The sequence below is a fragment of the Pseudarthrobacter sp. AG30 genome (genome assembly GCF_003116525.1).
Lineage (GTDB): Bacteria > Actinomycetota > Actinomycetes > Actinomycetales > Micrococcaceae > Arthrobacter.
In genome coordinates, this window is record NZ_QEHL01000005.1 from 1 (window position 1) to 17,322 (window position 17,322).

Genomic DNA, 17,322 nt, shown 5'->3' on the forward strand with positions numbered 1-17,322 from the left:
TCCTACTACATATCGTCTAGCCTTGTCAGGCATACCCCTCCGGCGAATCGAGGCAGATATGCAGACAAACCCCAGGCTAAACATCAGGCAGGTCCCCTGGTCCAATCCCGTGGGCGCTGATCTTCGCCGCGCCCAGCAGGCCGAACTCGACGCCCGCTTTGGCCGGCCGGACCACGAACCCGGCCCGCCGCCGTCGGGCGCCGACTGCGCCGTCTTCCTGGTGGCCTATGACAAGGGCTCGGGACAGCCCGTGGGCTGCGGCGGGCTGCGGCTCCTGGACGGATCGACGGCGGAGATCAAAAGGCTCTACGTCCTGCCCTACACGCGCGGTTCGGGCGTCGCCAGCTCCATCCTGGCGGCCCTGGAGGCAGAGGCCTTCAAGCAGGGCATCACGCGCATCAAGGCGGAAGCCGGCTCGGCCCAGCCCGACGGAAGGAATTTCTACGAAAATTCCGGCTTTGAGGCGATTCCAAATTTTGGGCCCTATATCGGGGTGCAGCACTCTTACTGCTACGCCAAGAGCATCAACGCCCGCAGCGCCGCCCACACGGCCATGGCCTAGGACCGGCATGATCACCATGCAAGCCGTCCTCACCATCGAGGAGATCGCCTCCGTCAACCTGAACGCATCCGGCAAACCCGCACCGCACGGTTACACGGAGACCACCTACGACCGCAACCGGATCCCCACCCACCGCCTCACGGATACGCTGCAGCAGGACTGAGCCGGGCGGCGAGGTTGAGCAGGCGGTCCCGGAAGGGTTGGGCACCGTCCGCCAGAGCCACCTTCATCATCGCCGCGGACCCTAGGCTAAGGGCGCGCGTCCGCAGCCGGCGCTGCCGGTCGTAGGCGGCGAGCGCCTTTTCCCGCGGCAGGCTGTTCAGCAGATCCGCCAGGACCACGGCGTCCACCAGCGATTCACAGGCGCCCCGGCCGAGGTTGGGCGTCATGGCATGCGCCGCGTCCCCTACCAGCACCGCCGCACCGCTGACATAGGACCGCAATGGGGGCACAGTCCAGATCCTTTGGGCCAACGAAAGCTCCGGACTCGCGGCGGCCAGCACCTGCCGGATGGCGGGTGCGTGGTCCGCAAAGCGCCGCCTGGCCTGCGTGAGCGCCTCTTCCACGTCGATTCCCGTGGGGCCGAGCGTTGACCGCCAGCTCCCGTACCAGTTGGTTCCCCCGGGGGCGGCGGCAATGCCGAACAGGTCGCCCCGCCCCCAATACTCCCCCACCTCGCCGGCTTCTACCGGGGACGGAATGGTGCCGCGGACAGCGAGGGCGGAAGTCAGCCTGGCATCCGATGCAGTGCCCCACACTTCGCGGCGGACCACGCTGTGCACCCCGTCGGCACCCACCAGCAGCCCGTCCACCGGAGGCAATTGCCGCACATGGCAAGCCACCCTGCGGACGGTTCCGGGCACGGCTCCATTCAGCAGCCGCAACAGGTCCACCCGGGAAATGCCGAACAACTCCCCGCCCCGGACGGTGACCCAGGGCTTGCCTGCGGCATTGCGGATGGACCCGTTTCCCAGCACCGGGCTGACCGCACGCGCCCCGGCCAGGACCCCCACCCGCGCCAGCGCACGCTGCGCATTGGGCCACATGGCCAGCACGGCGCCCACCGTGGGCAGTTCGGGGCGCTTCTCGAATATGGACACGTCATAGCGTGAAGGGTCCAGGCTGGCCGCCAGGGCCAGGCCCGCGATGCCGCCGCCCACGATCGAGATCGCTTCCATGCAGGCAATTTTACTACTTTTGTAGTGGCATGGAAGAGGCACTTACACTGGGCGCATGCCTGACCGCCGCACGGAACTGATGGATGCCGCCCTGGGGGTGGTTGCGAACAAGGGAATGAAAGGCCTGACCCATCGCGCCGTCGACGCCGCCGCCGGACTCCCGGAAGGCACCACGTCCAACTACTTCCGGAGCCGGGCAGCCCTCGTGGAGGCCGCGCTGGACCGCCTCCTGCAGCTTGACGCCGGACTGCTGCGGGAGGCCGGTCCGGCCGGACCGCCGCCGGGCATTCCGGAACTGGCGGACCAGCTGGCCGCCATGGTGCTCGCCCTGGCCCGGCAGCACGCCGGCCTCACGCGGGCGCGGCTGGCCCTGTCGCTGGACCGGCCCGAGGCGGTGACCGCCGGCCACTACCTGCTGGTGGGCGGGTTGGAGCAGGCCCTGGATGGTTTGGGAGTGGCGGGCGCAGCAAGGCGGGCGCAGGACGTCGCCGACTACGCCGACGGCCTGTTGCTCCACCTGCTCACCGTCCGCCGGGACCAGCAGCCCGACGTGGCCGCAACCGCAGCGGCGATCCGCCGCCTGCTGGCCCCGTAAAGCGGGCCCGGCAGTCCGTCGTCGTCCTCCCTGGCCCCTAGGACGCGCCGGGCCAGCCTGTGTACGCCTCGGCAAGGTAGGCCATGCCGTGCCGCGATGAAACCACGGAATTCAGTTCGCCAAGCTGGCGGGCCCGGGAGAAGTCGTCGGCGTCCGCGGGGGTGTGCAGCATGGTGGTCATCCAGTACGAGAACTGCTGCGCCTTCCAGACCCGGTCCAGGGCGCGGTCGCTGTAGGTGTCCAGCAGGTGTCCCGATCCGGAGTTGTAGTGGCTGTCCAGCCCCTCGAAGAGGACCTTGACGTCGTTGATGGCCAGGTTCAGGCCCTTGGCTCCGGTGGGCGGCACAGTGTGTGCGGCATCCCCGGCGAGGAACAGGTTGCCGTGGCGCATGGGGGTGTGGACGAAGCTGCGGAACGGCAGGACCATCTTCTCGATGACCGGGCCCTCCTTGAGCTCGAAGCCGTTCCCGTTGACGCGGCTCCGGAATTCGGCCCAGATCCGGTCATCGTCCCACTCCGCCACGTTCTCCTTGGGATCACACTGGAAATACATCCGCTGGACCGTCTCCGTACGCTGGCTGATCAGGGCGAAGCCGTTGGCCGAGTTGGCGTAGATCAGTTCGTCGGAACTGCGGGGAGCCTCGGCCAGGATGCCGAACCATGCGAACGGGTACTCGTGGAAGTACCACTTGCGGTGGGCCTCCGGGATCTGGAACCGGCAGTGGCTGCGGGAGCCGTCGGCACCCACCAGGAAATCCGCCTGGATCTCGAATTCAACGCCTTCGGCGTCGGTAAACCAGACCTTCGGGCTGCCTTCCAGGTCATGGACGGAGGTGTCGGTGACGCTGAAGCGGACGTCGCCGCCGTCGTCCTTCCTCCGCGCGGCGAGGTCGAGGAAGACGTCCGTCTGCGGGTAGAGCCAGACGGACTCGCCCACGAGGTCCTTGAAGTCGACGCGGTGGCTCTCGCCATTGAACCGCAGTTCGATGCCATCGTGCCGGTCGCCCTCGCGCAGCACACGGTCCGAAACCCCGCTGTCCACCAGCAGATTCACAGTGCCGTGCTCCAGGATTCCGGCGCGGACGGTGTGGGCGATCTCCTCGTGGCTGCGGACCTCAATGACCGTTGACTCGATGCCTGCCTTCGCCAGGAGATGGGACAGCATCAGCCCTGCCGGACCGCCTCCCATGATGGCCACTTGGGTGGTGATGGTTTTTCGTGCCATGGCTGCGTCTCGCTTCGCTGCGGGTCCCGCCACGGGCGGCACCGGATCGTTTGTCTGCCATCAGTGTGGGGGAAGCCGGGTGACCGGCGTTACAGAAATTCCGTTGAATGGCTCAGGCGTCCGCAAGTTGCCGGGCGATGCCCCGGGCAGCCGTTTGCAGGGCCGGAACCAGAGCCTGCAGGCGCATCTCCTGCAGGGGCACCACGACACCCAGTGAGGCTACGGCCCGCTGCCGGCGGTCCAGCACGGGCACCGCGATTCCCCAGGTGCCCGCATCCACTACGCCTTTCAGTTGCGCAAAGCCCTGATGGGCGGCCTCGGCCAGCAGCGCCCGCACGTCGGCCGCAGCCAGCCTTCCCTCGGGATCGGTGAACTGGCCCAGGTACTCCTGCTGCATGGCCTTGTCCTGGTGGGCCATCAGTGCCAGTCCGGCGGACGAGATATGGATGGGCATCCTCCCCGCCACCTGGGCCCGGTTGGCCACCGAGCCGCGCCGTGACAGGCGCTCCACAAAGAGGGCCTCCCAGCCATCGAGCACTGCCAGGTTCACGTTTTGGTTCAGCACCTGCTGGATGTCCTCCATGAACGGCATGGCTGCCTGCCGGAGCGCCAGCGCCGGCGAGGCACGGTTCACCAGTTCCCACAGCCGGAGTCCAGGCCGCACCATCCCGCCGGGAGCAGTCTCCAGCAGTCCGTGACCTGCCAGCTGGCCCACCAGCCGGTGGGTAGTGGTCAGCGGAAGGCCTGCCCGGCCGGCAAGGTCAGACAACTGGAGGGCATTGACATCCTGGGGAAACGCGGAGATCAGCCGCACGATCCGGTCCACCACGGAGTCGCCGGACGGGGAGTTGGCCAGCGTGAACACCTGCTTCCATTGAATGGGAAAAGTTGTCCCAGATTACACCCGATAGTGATACAAACCTCACTGGGGATGCGGGCAATGCCGCGCACCCACGACCGGCAAAGCAGTCTGCCGCTCAAAACTCCTGGAAGATACACCGAGGTATTTCTATGTCATTTGCGCCATCCCAGCACCGTTCCACGTGGCCGGTCTGGCTTTGCTGGCTGGCCATGGTTCTGGACGGTTTTGACCTGGTGGTTTTGGGCACCGTCATTCCCACACTCATCAAGACCCATGACCTTGGCTTCGACGCGGTGGGCGCCACCTTGGCCGCCACAATCTCACTGGTGGGCGTTGGCGCCGGTGCCCTGTTCATCGCCCCGCTGTCCGACCGCTTTGGCCGGCGCCGCCTCCTGGTGGCCTGCGTCCTGTGGTTTTCGATCTTCACCATCGCCGTGGTGTTCGCACCCAACGTGGCGGTGTTCTGCGCCTTCCGGCTTCTTGCCGGGCTGGGACTGGGCGCCTGCCTCCCGGCCGCCTTGGCCTACATGAACGACTACGCCCCGGCAGGTACCGCCGGAAAGTCGACCACCCGGACCATGACCGGCTACCACGCCGGCGCTGTGGCCACGGCCTTCCTTGCCCTGCTGCTGATCCCGGACTGGCGGATGATGTTCATCGTGGGCGGACTCGCAGGCTTCGCCCTGGCACCCTTCCTGTGGTTCAAGCTCCCCGAAACCCTTCCCCCGGCTGAGGCAGGAACCGAACCGGCCGCAGCCCGCACCGGTTTCCGGGACCTGGCACGGAAGCCCTACCCACTGGTGGCGCTGGCCATCGCGGCGGCGTCCTTCATGGGGTTGCTCCTGGTCTACGGCCTGAACACCTGGCTTCCGCAGCTGATGGCCGGCGCCGGGTACACCGTCAGCACCGGCCTGGTCCTCCTGCTGGTCCTCAACGTGGGGGCCGTGGTGGGCCTGGTGATCGCAGGGATCCTGGCCGACAAGCACGGCACCAAGCGTGTGGTGCTGCTGTGGTTCGGACTCTCTGCGGTTTTCCTGGCTGTCCTGAGCGTCAAGATCCAGAATGAACTGCTGCTCAACGCGGCAGTCTTTGTCACCGGCGTGTTCGTCTTCAGCGCACAGGTACTGGTTTACGCATGGGTCAGCCAGCTGTTCCCGGCAACCCTCCGTGCTACAGCCCTCGGCTTCGCCGCCGGCGTGGGCCGGCTCGGCGCGATCATGGGCCCTGCCGTCACCGGCACGCTGGTGGCTGCCAACATCGCCTATCCCTGGGGCTTCTACGTCTTTGCGGCTGCTGCCGCGATTGCCGTGGTGGCGCTGGTGACGGTGCCGCACGCCATCGCTGCGGTCCGGGCAGAAGCGGTCCCGGAAGCATCAGCCACCGAACGTCCGTAACGCGTCACCGTCCGCCCCTGCCCCTGGTGCAGGGGCAGGCACAAGGCGGTCAGGCCGTCGTCGAACGCTGCCTGAGGCGGCGCCACGCGCCGGGCGCCAGCACCACGGCAATGCCGACGGCGGCACCGATGACGGTTTCGATGATGCGGTCGCGCAGCAAAAGGGTTGGCGATGCCGGCACCACCAGCAGCGTTGACACCAGCGCCAGGGGCGTAACGAACACCTGGGCCAGCAGGTACTGGCGGAGGATGAACATTTCGGCGCCGAACTGGCACAGCGCCATGACGAGCACGGTCTGCCAGGGTTGCAGGCCGAGCAGCAGGACGGCGGCCAGCACCGCGAGGCCCAGGACGGTGCCGATGATCCTTTGGATGCCCCGGCGGACCCGGTGCCGCGTGGAGTGGCCCACCAGGGGCACCACCGCCGCCACCATGGCCCAATAGTTGTGGCCGAATCCCAGGCGGCTGCCGGCCCACGTGGCCAGTGACCCGGCAAGTCCGGCGGCCACCAGGTAACCGAAGCCTTCAAGCCGGGCCGCACGCTTCTCTGCGGGGGTACGGCGGATCGGGGCCGGCCGGGTCCAGGGGGTCCGGCGGCTGGGAAGGATCCGGGCCGAGAAGCCGATGAGCAGGGCGAACACGGTGGTGAGGACGGCCACCAGCATCCCCTGCCACAGCGGCGGCTGGTTGGGAATGGAAGCGATGGCGGCAAAGGCGAAGATGTGGAAGAGGGACCCGGCGGGGCGAAGCCGCAACCAGGAGCTAGCCACCGAGCAGGCCCCGGCAACCAGGGTGGTGGCCAGGACCAGCAGCCAGGTGGTGGTGGCGCGGTCAAGACCCCAGGCGGATTCCATTCGTGCGGCGAGCGCCGCCAGGATGATCACCAGCAACATCAGCAGTCCGGCCCGCAACTGCAACACGAATCGGACCGCGTGCGGCTCGCCGCGGCCGTAGATGCCCGTGAACGCCCCGAAGGACGCGAAGATTGCCAGGTCCAGCCGGCCCAGGAGCACCAAGGTAATCAGCGGCACGAACACACCGACAGCGCACCTCAAGGCAGGATGGTGGTCCTTGTTGCCGGGACCAATGCTGAACATCTCGGCAAACAACTTCACGTGGGCAGCGCCTTCCTTGGGGGTGGATTCTGACGGGCGGCCGCGCTGACGTTCCTGATAAATCCTACGGTGCGGGACCCGGAAGGCCCCTGGCACGTTCCCATGAATGGAATCAGGAGGCAACGCGGCGGAAACAGCACCCGGTGATGCTTGAGTCATGAAGCGCCCTCCGCACAACACGCCCGCGGCCGACCTGAGCTGCGAGGTCTGCGGCCGGATGCCCGAGCCGCCCAAGGCGCGGCTCACCGTTGCCAACGTGGCCGTAATGCTGCCCATCGAGCTGCTGGTCCACGCCCTGGTGGTGGAGACCCACCTTCCCTACGTGGCCAAGGTCCTGGTGCTGACCCTGACGGCCACAGTCCTGGTGATTTGGGTGGCCGAACCGTCGGCGGCGAGGATCCTGCGCAGCTGGCTCCATGCGCCGGCACTGCGGCACCGCCGCCAGCTGGCGGCGGCCCCGTCGCTGTGGCGGGCACGGACACTGCTGGCGGACCAGCCCGGTTCGCTGCAGAGGATGACCCGGGCACTGGCCCGGCTGGATGCCAACATCCTGGGCCTGCACGTGCACCCCGCCCCGGCCGGCGTCCTGGACGAGTTCGTCCTCGCGGTCCCGGGCGAGGTGGGCGAGCGCGAGCTGCTGGCAGCCCTGCACGACGGCGGCGGCAGCCGTCCGCACGTATGGCCCACCACGTCCCTGGCCATGGCGGACGGGCAGACGAAGGCGCTCAGCCTCGCGGCGCGGATCGCTGCCGCGCCGGACGAACTCCCCTTGGCGGTGGCCGAGCTGCTGCATGCGCAGATCGTGCCGCCACAGGACGCCGGGTCACCGGCCGACGACGGGACGCGCCTGAAGATCCCCACGGCCTGGCAGGGGCCCATCACCTTTTCCCGGCCAGGTGAGCCGTTCACTCCGGCCGAATCCGCACGGGCCCACCGCCTCGCCGAGCTGGCCGAAACCCTGTCCCACCGCCCCGCGGGTTCCTCCCCCTAGCCGTCGAGACCGTGCGGGCACCAGTCACAATCCGTTCGGAGGAGCCGCGGAACGCTGTCGGGCAAAAAACCCTTGACAGTGGCGGGAGTCACTTCTAACTTTATTTTTGGGATCCCAAATTGGGATCCCAAAATCGAATCCTCCCCATTCGTGAACTTCCCCGTGAAGGAGAAGCTGTGTCCGTCCCAAACACTGAAACAACGGCGCCATCCGCCGAATCCGCATCCCAAACCACCCAGCCCCGAAAGGACGGACTGCAACGGCGCAGCTCCGTCCGGTGGCGGCTCTTCCTGCTGCTCCTGGTCCTCGTGTCCGTCAACTACATCGACCGCGGCTCCATCTCCGTGGCCTTGCCCATCATCCAAAAGGAATTCAACCTCGCCCCCGAACTGGTGGGCCTGCTGCTGTCCGCCTTCTTCTGGACCTACGCCCTGATGCAGGTTCCCGTGGGCTGGCTGATCGACAAGTTCGGCCCGCGCAAGGTCATGACCGCCTCCTGCATCGGCTGGGGCGCGGCCACGGCAGCGTCCGGCATGGCCGGCGGTTTCCTGAGCATGTTCATCGCCCGGCTTGGAATCGGCGTGACCGAGGCCGGCGTCATGCCGGCCGGGGGCAAGCTCAACGCCATCTGGATGCACCGGTCCGAACGCGGCCGCGGCGCCACCATCCTGGACGCCGGCGCACCCCTGGGTGCCGGGCTTGGCGGCATCATCATTGCCGGCCTCATTGCCACCACCGGCAGCTGGCGCTGGTCCTTCGTGATAGCCGGCGCCGCCACCGTCCTCATGGGACTCGCCGTCTGGTGGTACGTCCGGGACAACCCGCGGGAACACCGTGCCGTCAACGAAGCCGAAGCGTCCTACATCGAAGCCTCGCACGCCGCCGAGGACGCCGAAGCCACCCTGGACGGCAGCACGGGCAAACGCGGCCTCCTCCCGTACCTGAAGTTCCGCTCCTTCTGGGCCATGTGCCTGGGCTGGCTCGGATTCAACGGAGTCTTCTACGGCCTGCTGACCTGGGGGCCGCTGTACCTGGCCCAAGCCAAGGGCTTCGACCTGAAGACCATCGGCTGGTCCACCCTGGTGATCTTCGGCGCCGGGTTCGTCGGAGAAATCATCGGCGGCACCATCGCCGACAAATGGCGGGCCTCCGGCGCCTCCGCAAACCTGGTCATGCGCACCCTCCTGGGCATCTCCAGCGCCATCGTCGTAGCGGGTCTGGTAGGCGTCACCGTGGTCCCCGACGCCACCACCGCCGTCGTGCTGCTCTCCGTGGTCCTGTTCTTCCTGCGCTGGGTGGGCCTGTTCTGGAGCATTCCGTCCATCCTCGGCGGACGCACCAACGCCGGGGTCCTGGGCGGCGCCATGAACCTCAGTGGCAACATCTCCGGCTTCGTGACCCCCATCGTCGTCGGCCTGATCGTCGGGGCCACCGGCTCCTACACCTGGGCGCTGCTGTACTTTGTCGGTTCCGCGGTGATCATGGGCGCATCGGTCCTCACCCTGAACTACAACAAGCGGCTTCCTGTCTAAGCTGGCCCTCGCAGGGAAACTTGCAAACCACGCCCCCGCAGCCGGGAGCAGTGCCATACAAGAATCGAAAATGGAGCACCATGCTGACCGCAGAAGAGACCCAGGACAAGGACCGCCCCCTCCGCGAGACTGTCCGGGACACCCTCCGCACCCGCATTTTCGAAGGGCACTACGCTCCCGGCACGCGGCTGGTGGAACGCGACCTCGCCGCCGAATTCTCCGTGTCCCGCCTGCCGGTCCGCGAAGCCCTCCGCATGCTCCGGCAGGAAGGCCTCATCAGCGACCGCGGGGCCCGCGGGGCGGAAGTCAGCAGCCTCAGCCCCAAGGATGTTGAGGACCTCTTCGATGTCCGCCAGTCCCTCGAGGTGCTGGCCTGCCGGCTCGCCGCGCGCCGCGCCACCGCTGAAGACCTGGCCTACCTTAAGGGGCTGCTGGACAACGCAGAGGCTTTCCTTGCCAAGGGCGCGGTGATGGAAGCGCACCGCTCCAACAGCGAGTTCCACGACGCCATCACCGGGATTGCGGACAACAACTTCCTCAAATCGGCCCTGGAACCCCTGCAGGGCCGGATGCACTGGCTGTTCCGGCACGTCAGCGACCTGCCCGAACTGATCCGCGAACACCGGGAGCTCTACGCCGCCATTGCCAGCGGCGACCCCGACCGGGCGGCCGCCCAATCCGCCTCCCACATCGGAAAGTACCGGGAACAGTTCCCCGAGGACTTCCAGAAAACCGAACCAGAATTCCACCGGAAGAGAAAATGAAACTCCTGGTCATCAACCCCAACATCAGCGCCGACGTCACGGCCCTGATCGAATCCGAGGCGCACCGCTCCGCAGCCCCTGGCACCGAACTGCTGGTGCGGACCGCCGGCCACGGCGTCGAATACATCGAAACCCGGTTCGAAGCCCTCATCGCCGCCGGGGCCGTCGCCGAAATCGTCGCCGAGCACACCCGCCCCGGCGCGGACCCGGTTGACGCCATCGTGATGGCAGCCTTCGGCGACCCCGGCATGCCCGCCTTGAAGGAATTGGCGGACGTCCCGGTCATCGGCATCACCGAGGCCGCACTCTGCGCGGCGGCGCTGCAGGGCCACCGGTTCTCCATCATCGCCATCTCGGACCGGATCAAGCCCTGGTACCGCGAGTGCGTGGAACGCTTCGGGCTCGCCGGCCGGCTGGCCTCCATCCGTTCCATCAACGACTCCCTCACCAGCATCGGCTCGGTCCAGCAGGACTTCAAGGAAACCCTGCTGGCACTTAGCCGGCAGGCCGTGGCGGAGGACGGCGCCGACGTCGTCATCCTCGCCGGCGCCCCGCTGGCAGGACTCGCCCGCGACCTCAAGGGGCAGATCCCCGTGCCGGTGGTTGACGGCATCTCCGCCGGGATCCGCATGGCCGAGGCGGTGGCCGGGCTGCAGTCCGGATCGCACCGCGCCGGCGCGTTCGCCCCTCCCCCGGCGAAAGACCGAAAAGGCCTCTCCGGCAGCCTGGACGCAGCCCTTGCGGCCCGCCAGGAGCACGCCGGCGCGCCCCAGCCTGCCGCCTAAAGCCAGACACCATACCCACAAGGAGGACACCGATGTCCCACCAGCCAGAACTCGTCATTGCCAACGCCACAATCGTCAACAGCCATGGCCGCCAGGCCGCCCACATCGTGGTGCAGGAGGGCCGCATCGCCGCCCTCATCGACGTTGACCAGCCGGTCCCCGCCGCCGGCCGCACCATCGACGCCGCCGGCAAACTTGTCATCCCCGGCGGCGTTGACGGACACTGCCACGTCGCCCAGGTCACCGGACGCTTCCGTACCCTTGACGACTTCCGGACCACGTCCACCGCGGCACTGTGGGGCGGTACCACCACCATCATCGACTTCGGCATCCCCCGGGACGCCCAGGAGACCCCGCTCGCCGCCGCCCTGCACAAGAAGGAACTCGCCACCGAATCCCGGTGCGACGTCGCCCTCCACGGCGCGGTGGTCGCCTGGGACGAAACCATCCCCTGGCAGCTGGAGCAGCTTGCCGCCGAGGGCGTCCGCTCCGTGAAGATGTACACCACCAACCGCGGCACCACCATGGCTGACGGGGACACCATCCTGAAGGTCATGCGGGAGCTGGTCCGGCTGGACGGCCTGGCCTACATCCACGCCGAACACGATCCCATCATCGCCGACTGCACCGAACAGCAAGCCCAGGACGGCCGGATTGGGATCGAACACCTGCACCGGACACGCCCTGAGCTGGCCGAGGAGATCTCGGTGAAGGAAACCCTGGCCATGGCCGGATACACCGGCGCACCCGTGTACTTTGTCCATCAATCCACGCCCGGGGCGGTGGACCTGGTGAGCGAAGCCCGCTCCCGGGGACTGGAGACGTTCTCCGAGACCTGCCCGCACTACGTCACCTTGGACGACACTGTCTACGCGTCCGCCTTCCCGGAATGGTTCGCCTGCTGCCCGCCCATGCGCAGCCCGGAAACCGTGGCCGCGCTCAAGGAGCGGCTGGCGTCCGGGGCCATCCACACCATGTCCTCCGACCACTCCTGCTACGACCTGTCCCAGAAGCGCGAGCGCACCGATGACGTGCGCGCCATGCCGCACGGGCTGCCCGGCGTGGAGACCCGGATGCCGGTGACGTTCACCGCGATGACCTCCGCCGGTGCCTCCGTGGAGCAGTTCGTCGAGGCCTTCGCGGCCGGCCCTGCCCGCATCAACGCGGTCCCCGGCAAAGGCCGCATCGCCGAGGGATTCGACGCCGACCTGGTGGTTTTCGACCCCGCCGAGGAACGGACGGTGGATGGCGCCGCCTTGCACATGGGGACGGATTTCTCGCCCTTCGACGGACAGGCACTCACCGGCTGGCCCGCCGTCGTGGTTTCCAACGGCCGGGTGGTGCTGGACGCGGACGGCTTCCACGATCCCGGCCCCGCAGGCCGGTTCATCAACCGCAACGGCTTCCGCGAGCACCAGTCCCTTTCCGCCGGCGCGGCGCACGCCGCCGCCCTCTAGGAGTTCCCATGCCTGCATCCACACGTCCCCGCCGGATCGGCATGATCGTGCCGTCCTCCAACACCTGCCTGGAGCCGCAGACCTACCGGATCCTCGGTGGCCGCAGCGACGTCACGGTCCACTTCACCCGCATTCCCGTCACCCGGATCGCCCTGGACGACTCCGCCAACCGCCAGTTCGACCCCGCCGTCATGCGGGAGGCCGCACGGCTGCTGGCGACGGCGGACGTGGACGTCATCGCCTGGAACGGCACCTCGGGGTCGTGGCTGGGTTCGGCGCACGACCGGGAGCTGGCGGCGGAAATTACCGGCGCCACGGGCGTCCCGGCCACCACCTCCACGCTGGCCTACCTTGAGGCGTTCCGGGCCTTCGGCACTGAACGGATCGGCCTGTTCACGCCGTATACAGGCGATGTGAACCACCAGGTCATCGCCTCCTACGAGCGCGAAGGCATTAAGACCGTGGACCACCGGGCGCTCGGGCTCAGCAACAACGAGTCGTTCGCCAGGGTCACGGACGCGGAGATGCTGCCGGGATCGCGGGAACTCGCCGCCGCCGCGCCCGACGCCCTGGTGTACCTGTGCACCAACCTCTACGGCGCCAACATCACCGCCGAGATCGAGGAGAGCACCGGCGTCCCGGTCCTTGACTCCGTGGCGGTCACCCTCTGGCACGCCCTGAAACTGGCGGGTGCTCCGCTGCTGGACCCGCGCTGGGGCAGGCTCCTGGCCTAGCCGGCCTGACCCGCCGGGCGCTTACATCCGCAGGGTCAGGGCTCCGGGCTCGATGCTCATCAGCACGTGCTTGCCCTCACCCTCGTGGTCCCCGTCCAGTTGGTAGTCGTCCTTGTGCTCCAGGGTGATCTCAACCGTCTTGCCCTGGAAATACTCCACCGCCGTATCCCGGTTCCGGCCCTTGCCGATGATGCCGGCCAGCACGGACAGCCAGCCGAGCTTGCCGTGGTGGGGTGCCAGGACCGCGATGTCCAGCAGGCCGTCGTCGATCTTGGCGTCGGGGAAGATCTCCACGCCGCCCTGGACCTTGCCGCAGTTGCCCACCATCACGCTGCGCACGCCGCGGTGCATCACGGTCTTGCCGTCAATCGCCAGGGTGGCCTTCACGGGCTTTCCGGGCAGGTTCCGGATGCCGGCGTCCACGTAGGCCAGCCACCCCACCTTGTCCTTGAGGTCCTCGTTGGTGTCGCCCATGATGGTGGCGTCGTAGCCCAGGCCCGCCATGACCAGGAAGAGCTGGTCATGGTCCGGATCGCTCCGCTTGGCGCGGACCACGTCGATCTTCCGTTCGGCGCCGGTCAGGGCGCCGGCCATGGCGCCGTCGTAATCGGTCACGTCCATGCCCAGGTTGCGTGCCAGCAGGTTCCCGGTCCCCAGGGGGAGCAGGCCCATGGGCGTATCACCGCCGGCCAGGACCTCGGCGACGCAGCGCACGGTACCGTCGCCGCCGGCCGCGATGACGAGGTCCGCCCCTTGAGCCAGGGCTTCCTTTGCCTGCCCGACGCCGGGGTCCTCCTTGGTGGTCTCCAGCCAGATGGGCTCGCCCCAGCCGTTCTCGACGCAGTGCTTGGCCACCAGGCCGCGCACGTCGAAGTCCACCGGCTTGGCAGGATTGACAATGATGGCGGCACGTTTGGGCGAAGTGGAGCTGGCGTCAGTCATGGCGTCCTCTGGTGGGGTGGAAAGCAAGCAGGCTGTTGAGAGAAGAGTAACCCGAAGCGGCTGCAGTTCCGCGCCTACAGTGCCTTGACGGCGCCCAGCACCTGGGCCAGGGACTCCTTGGCGTCGCCGAACAGCAGGGACGTCTGCGGCTCGAACAGGAGTTCATTCTCGATGCCGGCGAACCCCGGGCGCATGGAACGCTTCAGGAACACCACCTGCCGCGCTTCCGCCACCTCCAGGATGGGCATCCCGTAGATCGGCGACCCGGAGGATGTCTTGGCCGCCGGGTTGACCACGTCATTGGCACCCACCACCAGGGCGACGTCGGTGGTCTTGAACTCCGGGTTGATCTCGCCCATTTCCTTGAGCGATTCGTAGGGAACGTTGGCTTCCGCCAGCAGCACGTTCATGTGGCCGGGCATGCGGCCGGCCACCGGGTGGATGGCGAAGTCCACCTGGATGCCCCGGGCTTCCAGGGCCAGCGCCAGTTCGGCGGCGGTGTGCTGCCCCTGCGCCACGGCCAGGCCGTAGCCGGGAACAATGATCACGCGCTGGGCGTAGCCCAGCAGGACCGCCACGTCCTCCGGCGAGGAGGATCGGACCGGACGCTCGCTCACTGCCGTGGATCCCGCCGTCGACCCTCCGCGGAAGGCGCCAAACAGGATGCCCGCGACGCTCCGGCCCATGGCCGCCGCCATGGCGCGGGTGAGGATGGTGCCCGAGGCGCCCACCAGCGTGCCGGCCACCACCAGCAGGACGTTGCCGAGCACCACGCCGGACGCCGCGACGGCCAGGCCGGTGAAGGCGTTGAGCAGCGAGATGACGATGGGCACGTCCGCGCCGCCCACGGGCAGGACCAGCAGGACGCCGGCGGCCAGGCCCAGGACCAGCAGCAGGACCGCAAGGGGCAGCGACCCGGAAACGACGACGGCGATGCCGGAGGCCACCGCCGCCAGCAGCACCACCGACATCACCACGGGCAGCCCGTAGAACACCACGGGCCGGGTGGTCATCAGCTCCTGCAGCTTGGCGAACGTGATGCCCGAGCCGGCGAACGAAACGGCCCCCACCAGGAGCGTGAAACCGATGGCCACGCGGACCCACGGTTCCCCCGCATGGCCCAGCTCGAGGAGGGCCACCAGCGCGGCAGCGCCGCCCCCCACCCCGTTGAACAGGGCCACCAGCTGCGGCATCTGCGTCATCCTGACCCGCCGCGCCACGGGAGCGGCGACGGCGGAGCCCACCACGATCGCGCCCAGGATCCACGGGATGTTCTCGAGCCGGGCGGACAGGAAGACGGTCACGACGGCGATCACGGCACCCAGGGCGCCCACCAGGTTTCCGCGGCGGGCGGTGCGCGGCGAGCTCAGTCCGCGCAGCGCCAGGATGAAGAAGACCGCTGCGGCCAGGTACAGCAGGGCGGTCCAGACGGGATCGAGGATGCTCATTTGCTGCCGCCCTTGGCTTGCCCGGCATCCTTTTTCGCATGGAACATGTGCAGCATCCGGTCCGTCACCACGAACCCGCCCACCAGGTTCGCGGTGGCGAGGACCACCGCGAGCAGTGCCACCGCCAGGACCCACGGGTCTGCCGCCTGGCCGGCCACGATGATGGCACCCACCAGGATGATCCCGTGGATGGCATTCGCGCCGGACATCAGCGGCGTGTGGAGGGTGCTGGAGACCTTGGACACCACCTCGAAGCCGACGAACACTGCCAGTACGGTAATGGTCAGCAGGGCTGTCCCGTCCATCAGAGTGCTCCGTCCTGCCGGGCCGTGGCGGCTGCGCCGGTCCGTGCGGCCAGCAATGCGGCGGTGGGCTGGTGCCGCACCACGCCGCCGTGGGTCAGGCAGGCTCCGGCCACCACTTCGTCGTCGAAATCCAGGGCCAGCGCGCCGTCCCGCACCATCAGGGCCAGCAGGTTGGCCACGTTCTTGGCGTACAGGCGGGAGGCGTCGGACGCCATCGCGGAGGCCGGGTCCTTCAGGCCCACCAGGGTAATCTGCCCGGACCCGTCAGCGGTGGGGATGGGGATGTCCTGGCCGGGCACGGATCCCTCCACGTTTCCGCCGGACTCCGCGGCGAGGTCGACGACGACCGATCCGGGGCGCATGCCCTGCACCATCTCGCGGGTCACCAGGAGGGGCGCGGGACGGCCCGGGACGGCCGCCGTCGTGATCAAAACGTCCGATTGGGCGACGTGCGGGGCCAGCAGCTGGCGCTGCCTGGTGCCGGCATCGGAGCTCAGCTGCCGCGCGTAGCCGCCGGCCGCTTCCGCGGTTTCAAGGTCCAGCCGGATGAAGGTGCCCCCCATGGAAGCCACCTCGTCAGCGGAGGCGGGCCGGATGTCGTTGGCGAACACCCGCGCCCCCAGCCGCTTTGCCGTCCCGATGGCCTGCAGTCCCGCCACGCCCGCTCCGAGGACCAGGACGCGCGCCGGCGGGATGGTCCCGGCGGCGGTCATGTACAGCGGGAAGAACCGCGGCAGCCGGATGGCCGCTTCGAGCACGCAGCGGTAGCCGGCCACCAGCGCCTGCGAGGTCAGCGCATCCATGGACTGGGCCCGGGAAATGCGGGGCACCAGCTCCAGGGCGAAGGAGGTGACGCCGTTGTCCGCGAGCGCCTGCACCGTGGGCAGTTCGGACGACGGCGACCCGAGCCCCACAGCCACCGCTTCCCGTTTCAAGGCGGCAGCGGTGTCCGGGTCCAGCGGTCGGACGTGGCCCAGGATGTCGAGGGCGCCGTGGTCCAGTTCCGCGACGATCTCCGCGCCCGCCTGCCGGTAGTCATGGTCGGAGTGGCCCGCGGCCGTCCCGGCCCCGGTTTCGAGCAGGACGTCCAGGCCCATTCCGGTCAACTGCCTGACGGTGTCGGGGGTGGCGGCCACGCGCCGCTCGCCCTCCCGGCGTTCCCGCGGAATGCCCAGTTTCACCCGCTGCCTCCTCTTCCTGAAGGGCGTGGCAGCGGCTCTGCTGCACGCAGTTGGCTTGAGTCTAGAGCCCTGCGCGCCGCGGCGGGAGTAGGGTGGCCGGCTTGGATGGCAAACAGTTACCTCGCGGCAGCGCCCGCCGACCCGCCGTAATCCAGGGCGATCCGCCGCGTGGCTTCCAGCAACTCGGGGAGGACTGTCGCCTCGATGTCCTGGCCTGCGGCTCGGCGCGTCTGCATTCACCCCGCTGCGTGAA

At 68.3% G+C, this 17,322-nt stretch carries 17 protein-coding genes and 1 pseudogene; 10 read left to right on the top strand and 8 right to left on the bottom strand.

All coding sequences use genetic code 11. The features are described 5' to 3' along the window. Positions 1-58: 58 nt before the first annotated feature. A complete protein-coding gene (locus DC347_RS06080) occupies positions 59-562 on the top strand; it encodes a GNAT family N-acetyltransferase (protein WP_109044787.1) in 504 nt (167 codons plus the stop codon). Positions 563-569: 7 nt separating this feature from the next. Beyond that, positions 570-725 (top strand): annotated as a pseudogene (locus tag DC347_RS06085) (acyl-CoA thioesterase); the annotation flags it as partial. Here DC347_RS06085 and DC347_RS06090 read toward each other — a convergent pair. After that, positions 700-1,740: an FAD-dependent monooxygenase gene (locus DC347_RS06090; protein ID WP_109044788.1), complete on the bottom strand. Its 1,041-nt coding sequence runs from the start codon at positions 1,738-1,740 to the stop codon at positions 700-702. The pseudogene DC347_RS06085 and the gene DC347_RS06090 sit on opposite strands and share 26 nt — an antisense overlap. Positions 1,741-1,795: 55 nt before the next feature. On the opposite strand from DC347_RS06090, the gene DC347_RS06095 reads away from it, so the two are divergent. Next, on the top strand, positions 1,796-2,335 hold the full coding sequence (locus DC347_RS06095; protein WP_018763706.1) for a TetR/AcrR family transcriptional regulator: 540 nt from the start codon (positions 1,796-1,798) through the stop codon (positions 2,333-2,335). Positions 2,336-2,372: 37 nt separating this feature from the next. On the opposite strand, the gene DC347_RS06100 is transcribed toward DC347_RS06095, so the two are convergent. Continuing rightward, the gene (locus DC347_RS06100; protein WP_109044789.1) at positions 2,373-3,560 is read right to left on the bottom strand and encodes a 4-hydroxybenzoate 3-monooxygenase; all 1,188 of its coding nucleotides are present in this window, start codon (positions 3,558-3,560) and stop codon (positions 2,373-2,375) included. A gap of 112 nt (positions 3,561-3,672) precedes the next feature. Continuing rightward, entirely contained in the window at positions 3,673-4,416 is a 744-nt protein-coding gene (locus tag DC347_RS06105; RefSeq protein WP_109044861.1) for an IclR family transcriptional regulator, read from the bottom strand. 155 nt (positions 4,417-4,571) lie between these two features. On the opposite strand from DC347_RS06105, the gene DC347_RS06110 reads away from it, so the two are divergent. Then, positions 4,572-5,816, top strand: a complete 1,245-nt coding sequence (locus tag DC347_RS06110; RefSeq protein ID WP_240617706.1) for an aromatic acid/H+ symport family MFS transporter — start codon at positions 4,572-4,574, stop codon at positions 5,814-5,816. 49 nt (positions 5,817-5,865) lie between these two features. Here DC347_RS06110 and DC347_RS06115 read toward each other — a convergent pair whose 3' ends face one another. Continuing rightward, complete coding sequence (locus DC347_RS06115) at positions 5,866-6,930, bottom strand: FUSC family protein (protein WP_109044790.1); 1,065 nt, start codon at positions 6,928-6,930, stop codon at positions 5,866-5,868. A gap of 157 nt (positions 6,931-7,087) precedes the next feature. Here DC347_RS06115 and DC347_RS06120 point away from each other — a divergent pair, with 157 nt between their 5' ends. The 6 genes from DC347_RS06120 to DC347_RS06145 all read left to right on the top strand — a co-directional run bounded on the left by DC347_RS06120 (position 7,088) and on the right by DC347_RS06145 (position 13,193). Further along, positions 7,088-7,921 carry an amino acid-binding protein gene (locus tag DC347_RS06120; RefSeq protein ID WP_109044791.1) on the top strand — a complete coding sequence of 278 codons (834 nt, stop codon included), beginning with the start codon at positions 7,088-7,090 and terminating at the stop codon, positions 7,919-7,921. Positions 7,922-8,097: 176 nt separating this feature from the next. Beyond that, positions 8,098-9,453, top strand: coding sequence for an MFS transporter (locus DC347_RS06125; protein ID WP_018762922.1), 1,356 nt, complete (start codon positions 8,098-8,100; stop codon positions 9,451-9,453). 80 nt (positions 9,454-9,533) lie between these two features. Next, positions 9,534-10,217 carry a GntR family transcriptional regulator gene (locus tag DC347_RS06130; RefSeq protein ID WP_109044792.1) on the top strand — a complete coding sequence of 228 codons (684 nt, stop codon included), beginning with the start codon at positions 9,534-9,536 and terminating at the stop codon, positions 10,215-10,217. Continuing rightward, positions 10,214-11,002 carry an aspartate/glutamate racemase family protein gene (locus DC347_RS06135; RefSeq protein WP_109044793.1) on the top strand — a complete coding sequence of 263 codons (789 nt, stop codon included), beginning with the start codon at positions 10,214-10,216 and terminating at the stop codon, positions 11,000-11,002. The genes DC347_RS06130 and DC347_RS06135 overlap by 4 nt, the downstream gene beginning before the upstream one ends. Positions 11,003-11,034: 32 nt before the next feature. Next, on the top strand, positions 11,035-12,459 hold the full coding sequence (locus tag DC347_RS06140; RefSeq protein WP_109044794.1) for an amidohydrolase family protein: 1,425 nt from the start codon (positions 11,035-11,037) through the stop codon (positions 12,457-12,459). An 8-nt stretch (positions 12,460-12,467) separates the two neighbouring features. Then, the gene (locus tag DC347_RS06145) at positions 12,468-13,193 is read left to right on the top strand and encodes an aspartate/glutamate racemase family protein (protein WP_109044795.1); all 726 of its coding nucleotides are present in this window, start codon (positions 12,468-12,470) and stop codon (positions 13,191-13,193) included. A 21-nt stretch (positions 13,194-13,214) separates the two neighbouring features. Here the strand turns inward: DC347_RS06145 and DC347_RS06150 are convergent, their stop codons facing one another. The 4 genes from DC347_RS06150 to DC347_RS06165 all read right to left on the bottom strand — a co-directional run bounded on the left by DC347_RS06150 (position 13,215) and on the right by DC347_RS06165 (position 17,069). Beyond that, positions 13,215-14,135, bottom strand: coding sequence for a diacylglycerol kinase family protein (locus tag DC347_RS06150; RefSeq protein WP_109044796.1), 921 nt, complete (start codon positions 14,133-14,135; stop codon positions 13,215-13,217). A gap of 74 nt (positions 14,136-14,209) precedes the next feature. Further along, on the bottom strand, positions 14,210-15,583 hold the full coding sequence (locus DC347_RS06155) for an NAD(P)(+) transhydrogenase (Re/Si-specific) subunit beta (RefSeq protein WP_109044797.1): 1,374 nt from the start codon (positions 15,581-15,583) through the stop codon (positions 14,210-14,212). Then, entirely contained in the window at positions 15,580-15,888 is a 309-nt protein-coding gene (locus DC347_RS06160; protein WP_018762915.1) for an NAD(P) transhydrogenase subunit alpha, read from the bottom strand. Before DC347_RS06160 ends, DC347_RS06155 begins: the two co-directional genes overlap by 4 nt. After that, entirely contained in the window at positions 15,888-17,069 is a 1,182-nt protein-coding gene (locus DC347_RS06165) for a Re/Si-specific NAD(P)(+) transhydrogenase subunit alpha (RefSeq protein WP_109044798.1), read from the bottom strand. Before DC347_RS06165 ends, DC347_RS06160 begins: the two co-directional genes overlap by 1 nt. Between the last annotated feature and the right edge of the window lie 253 nt (positions 17,070-17,322).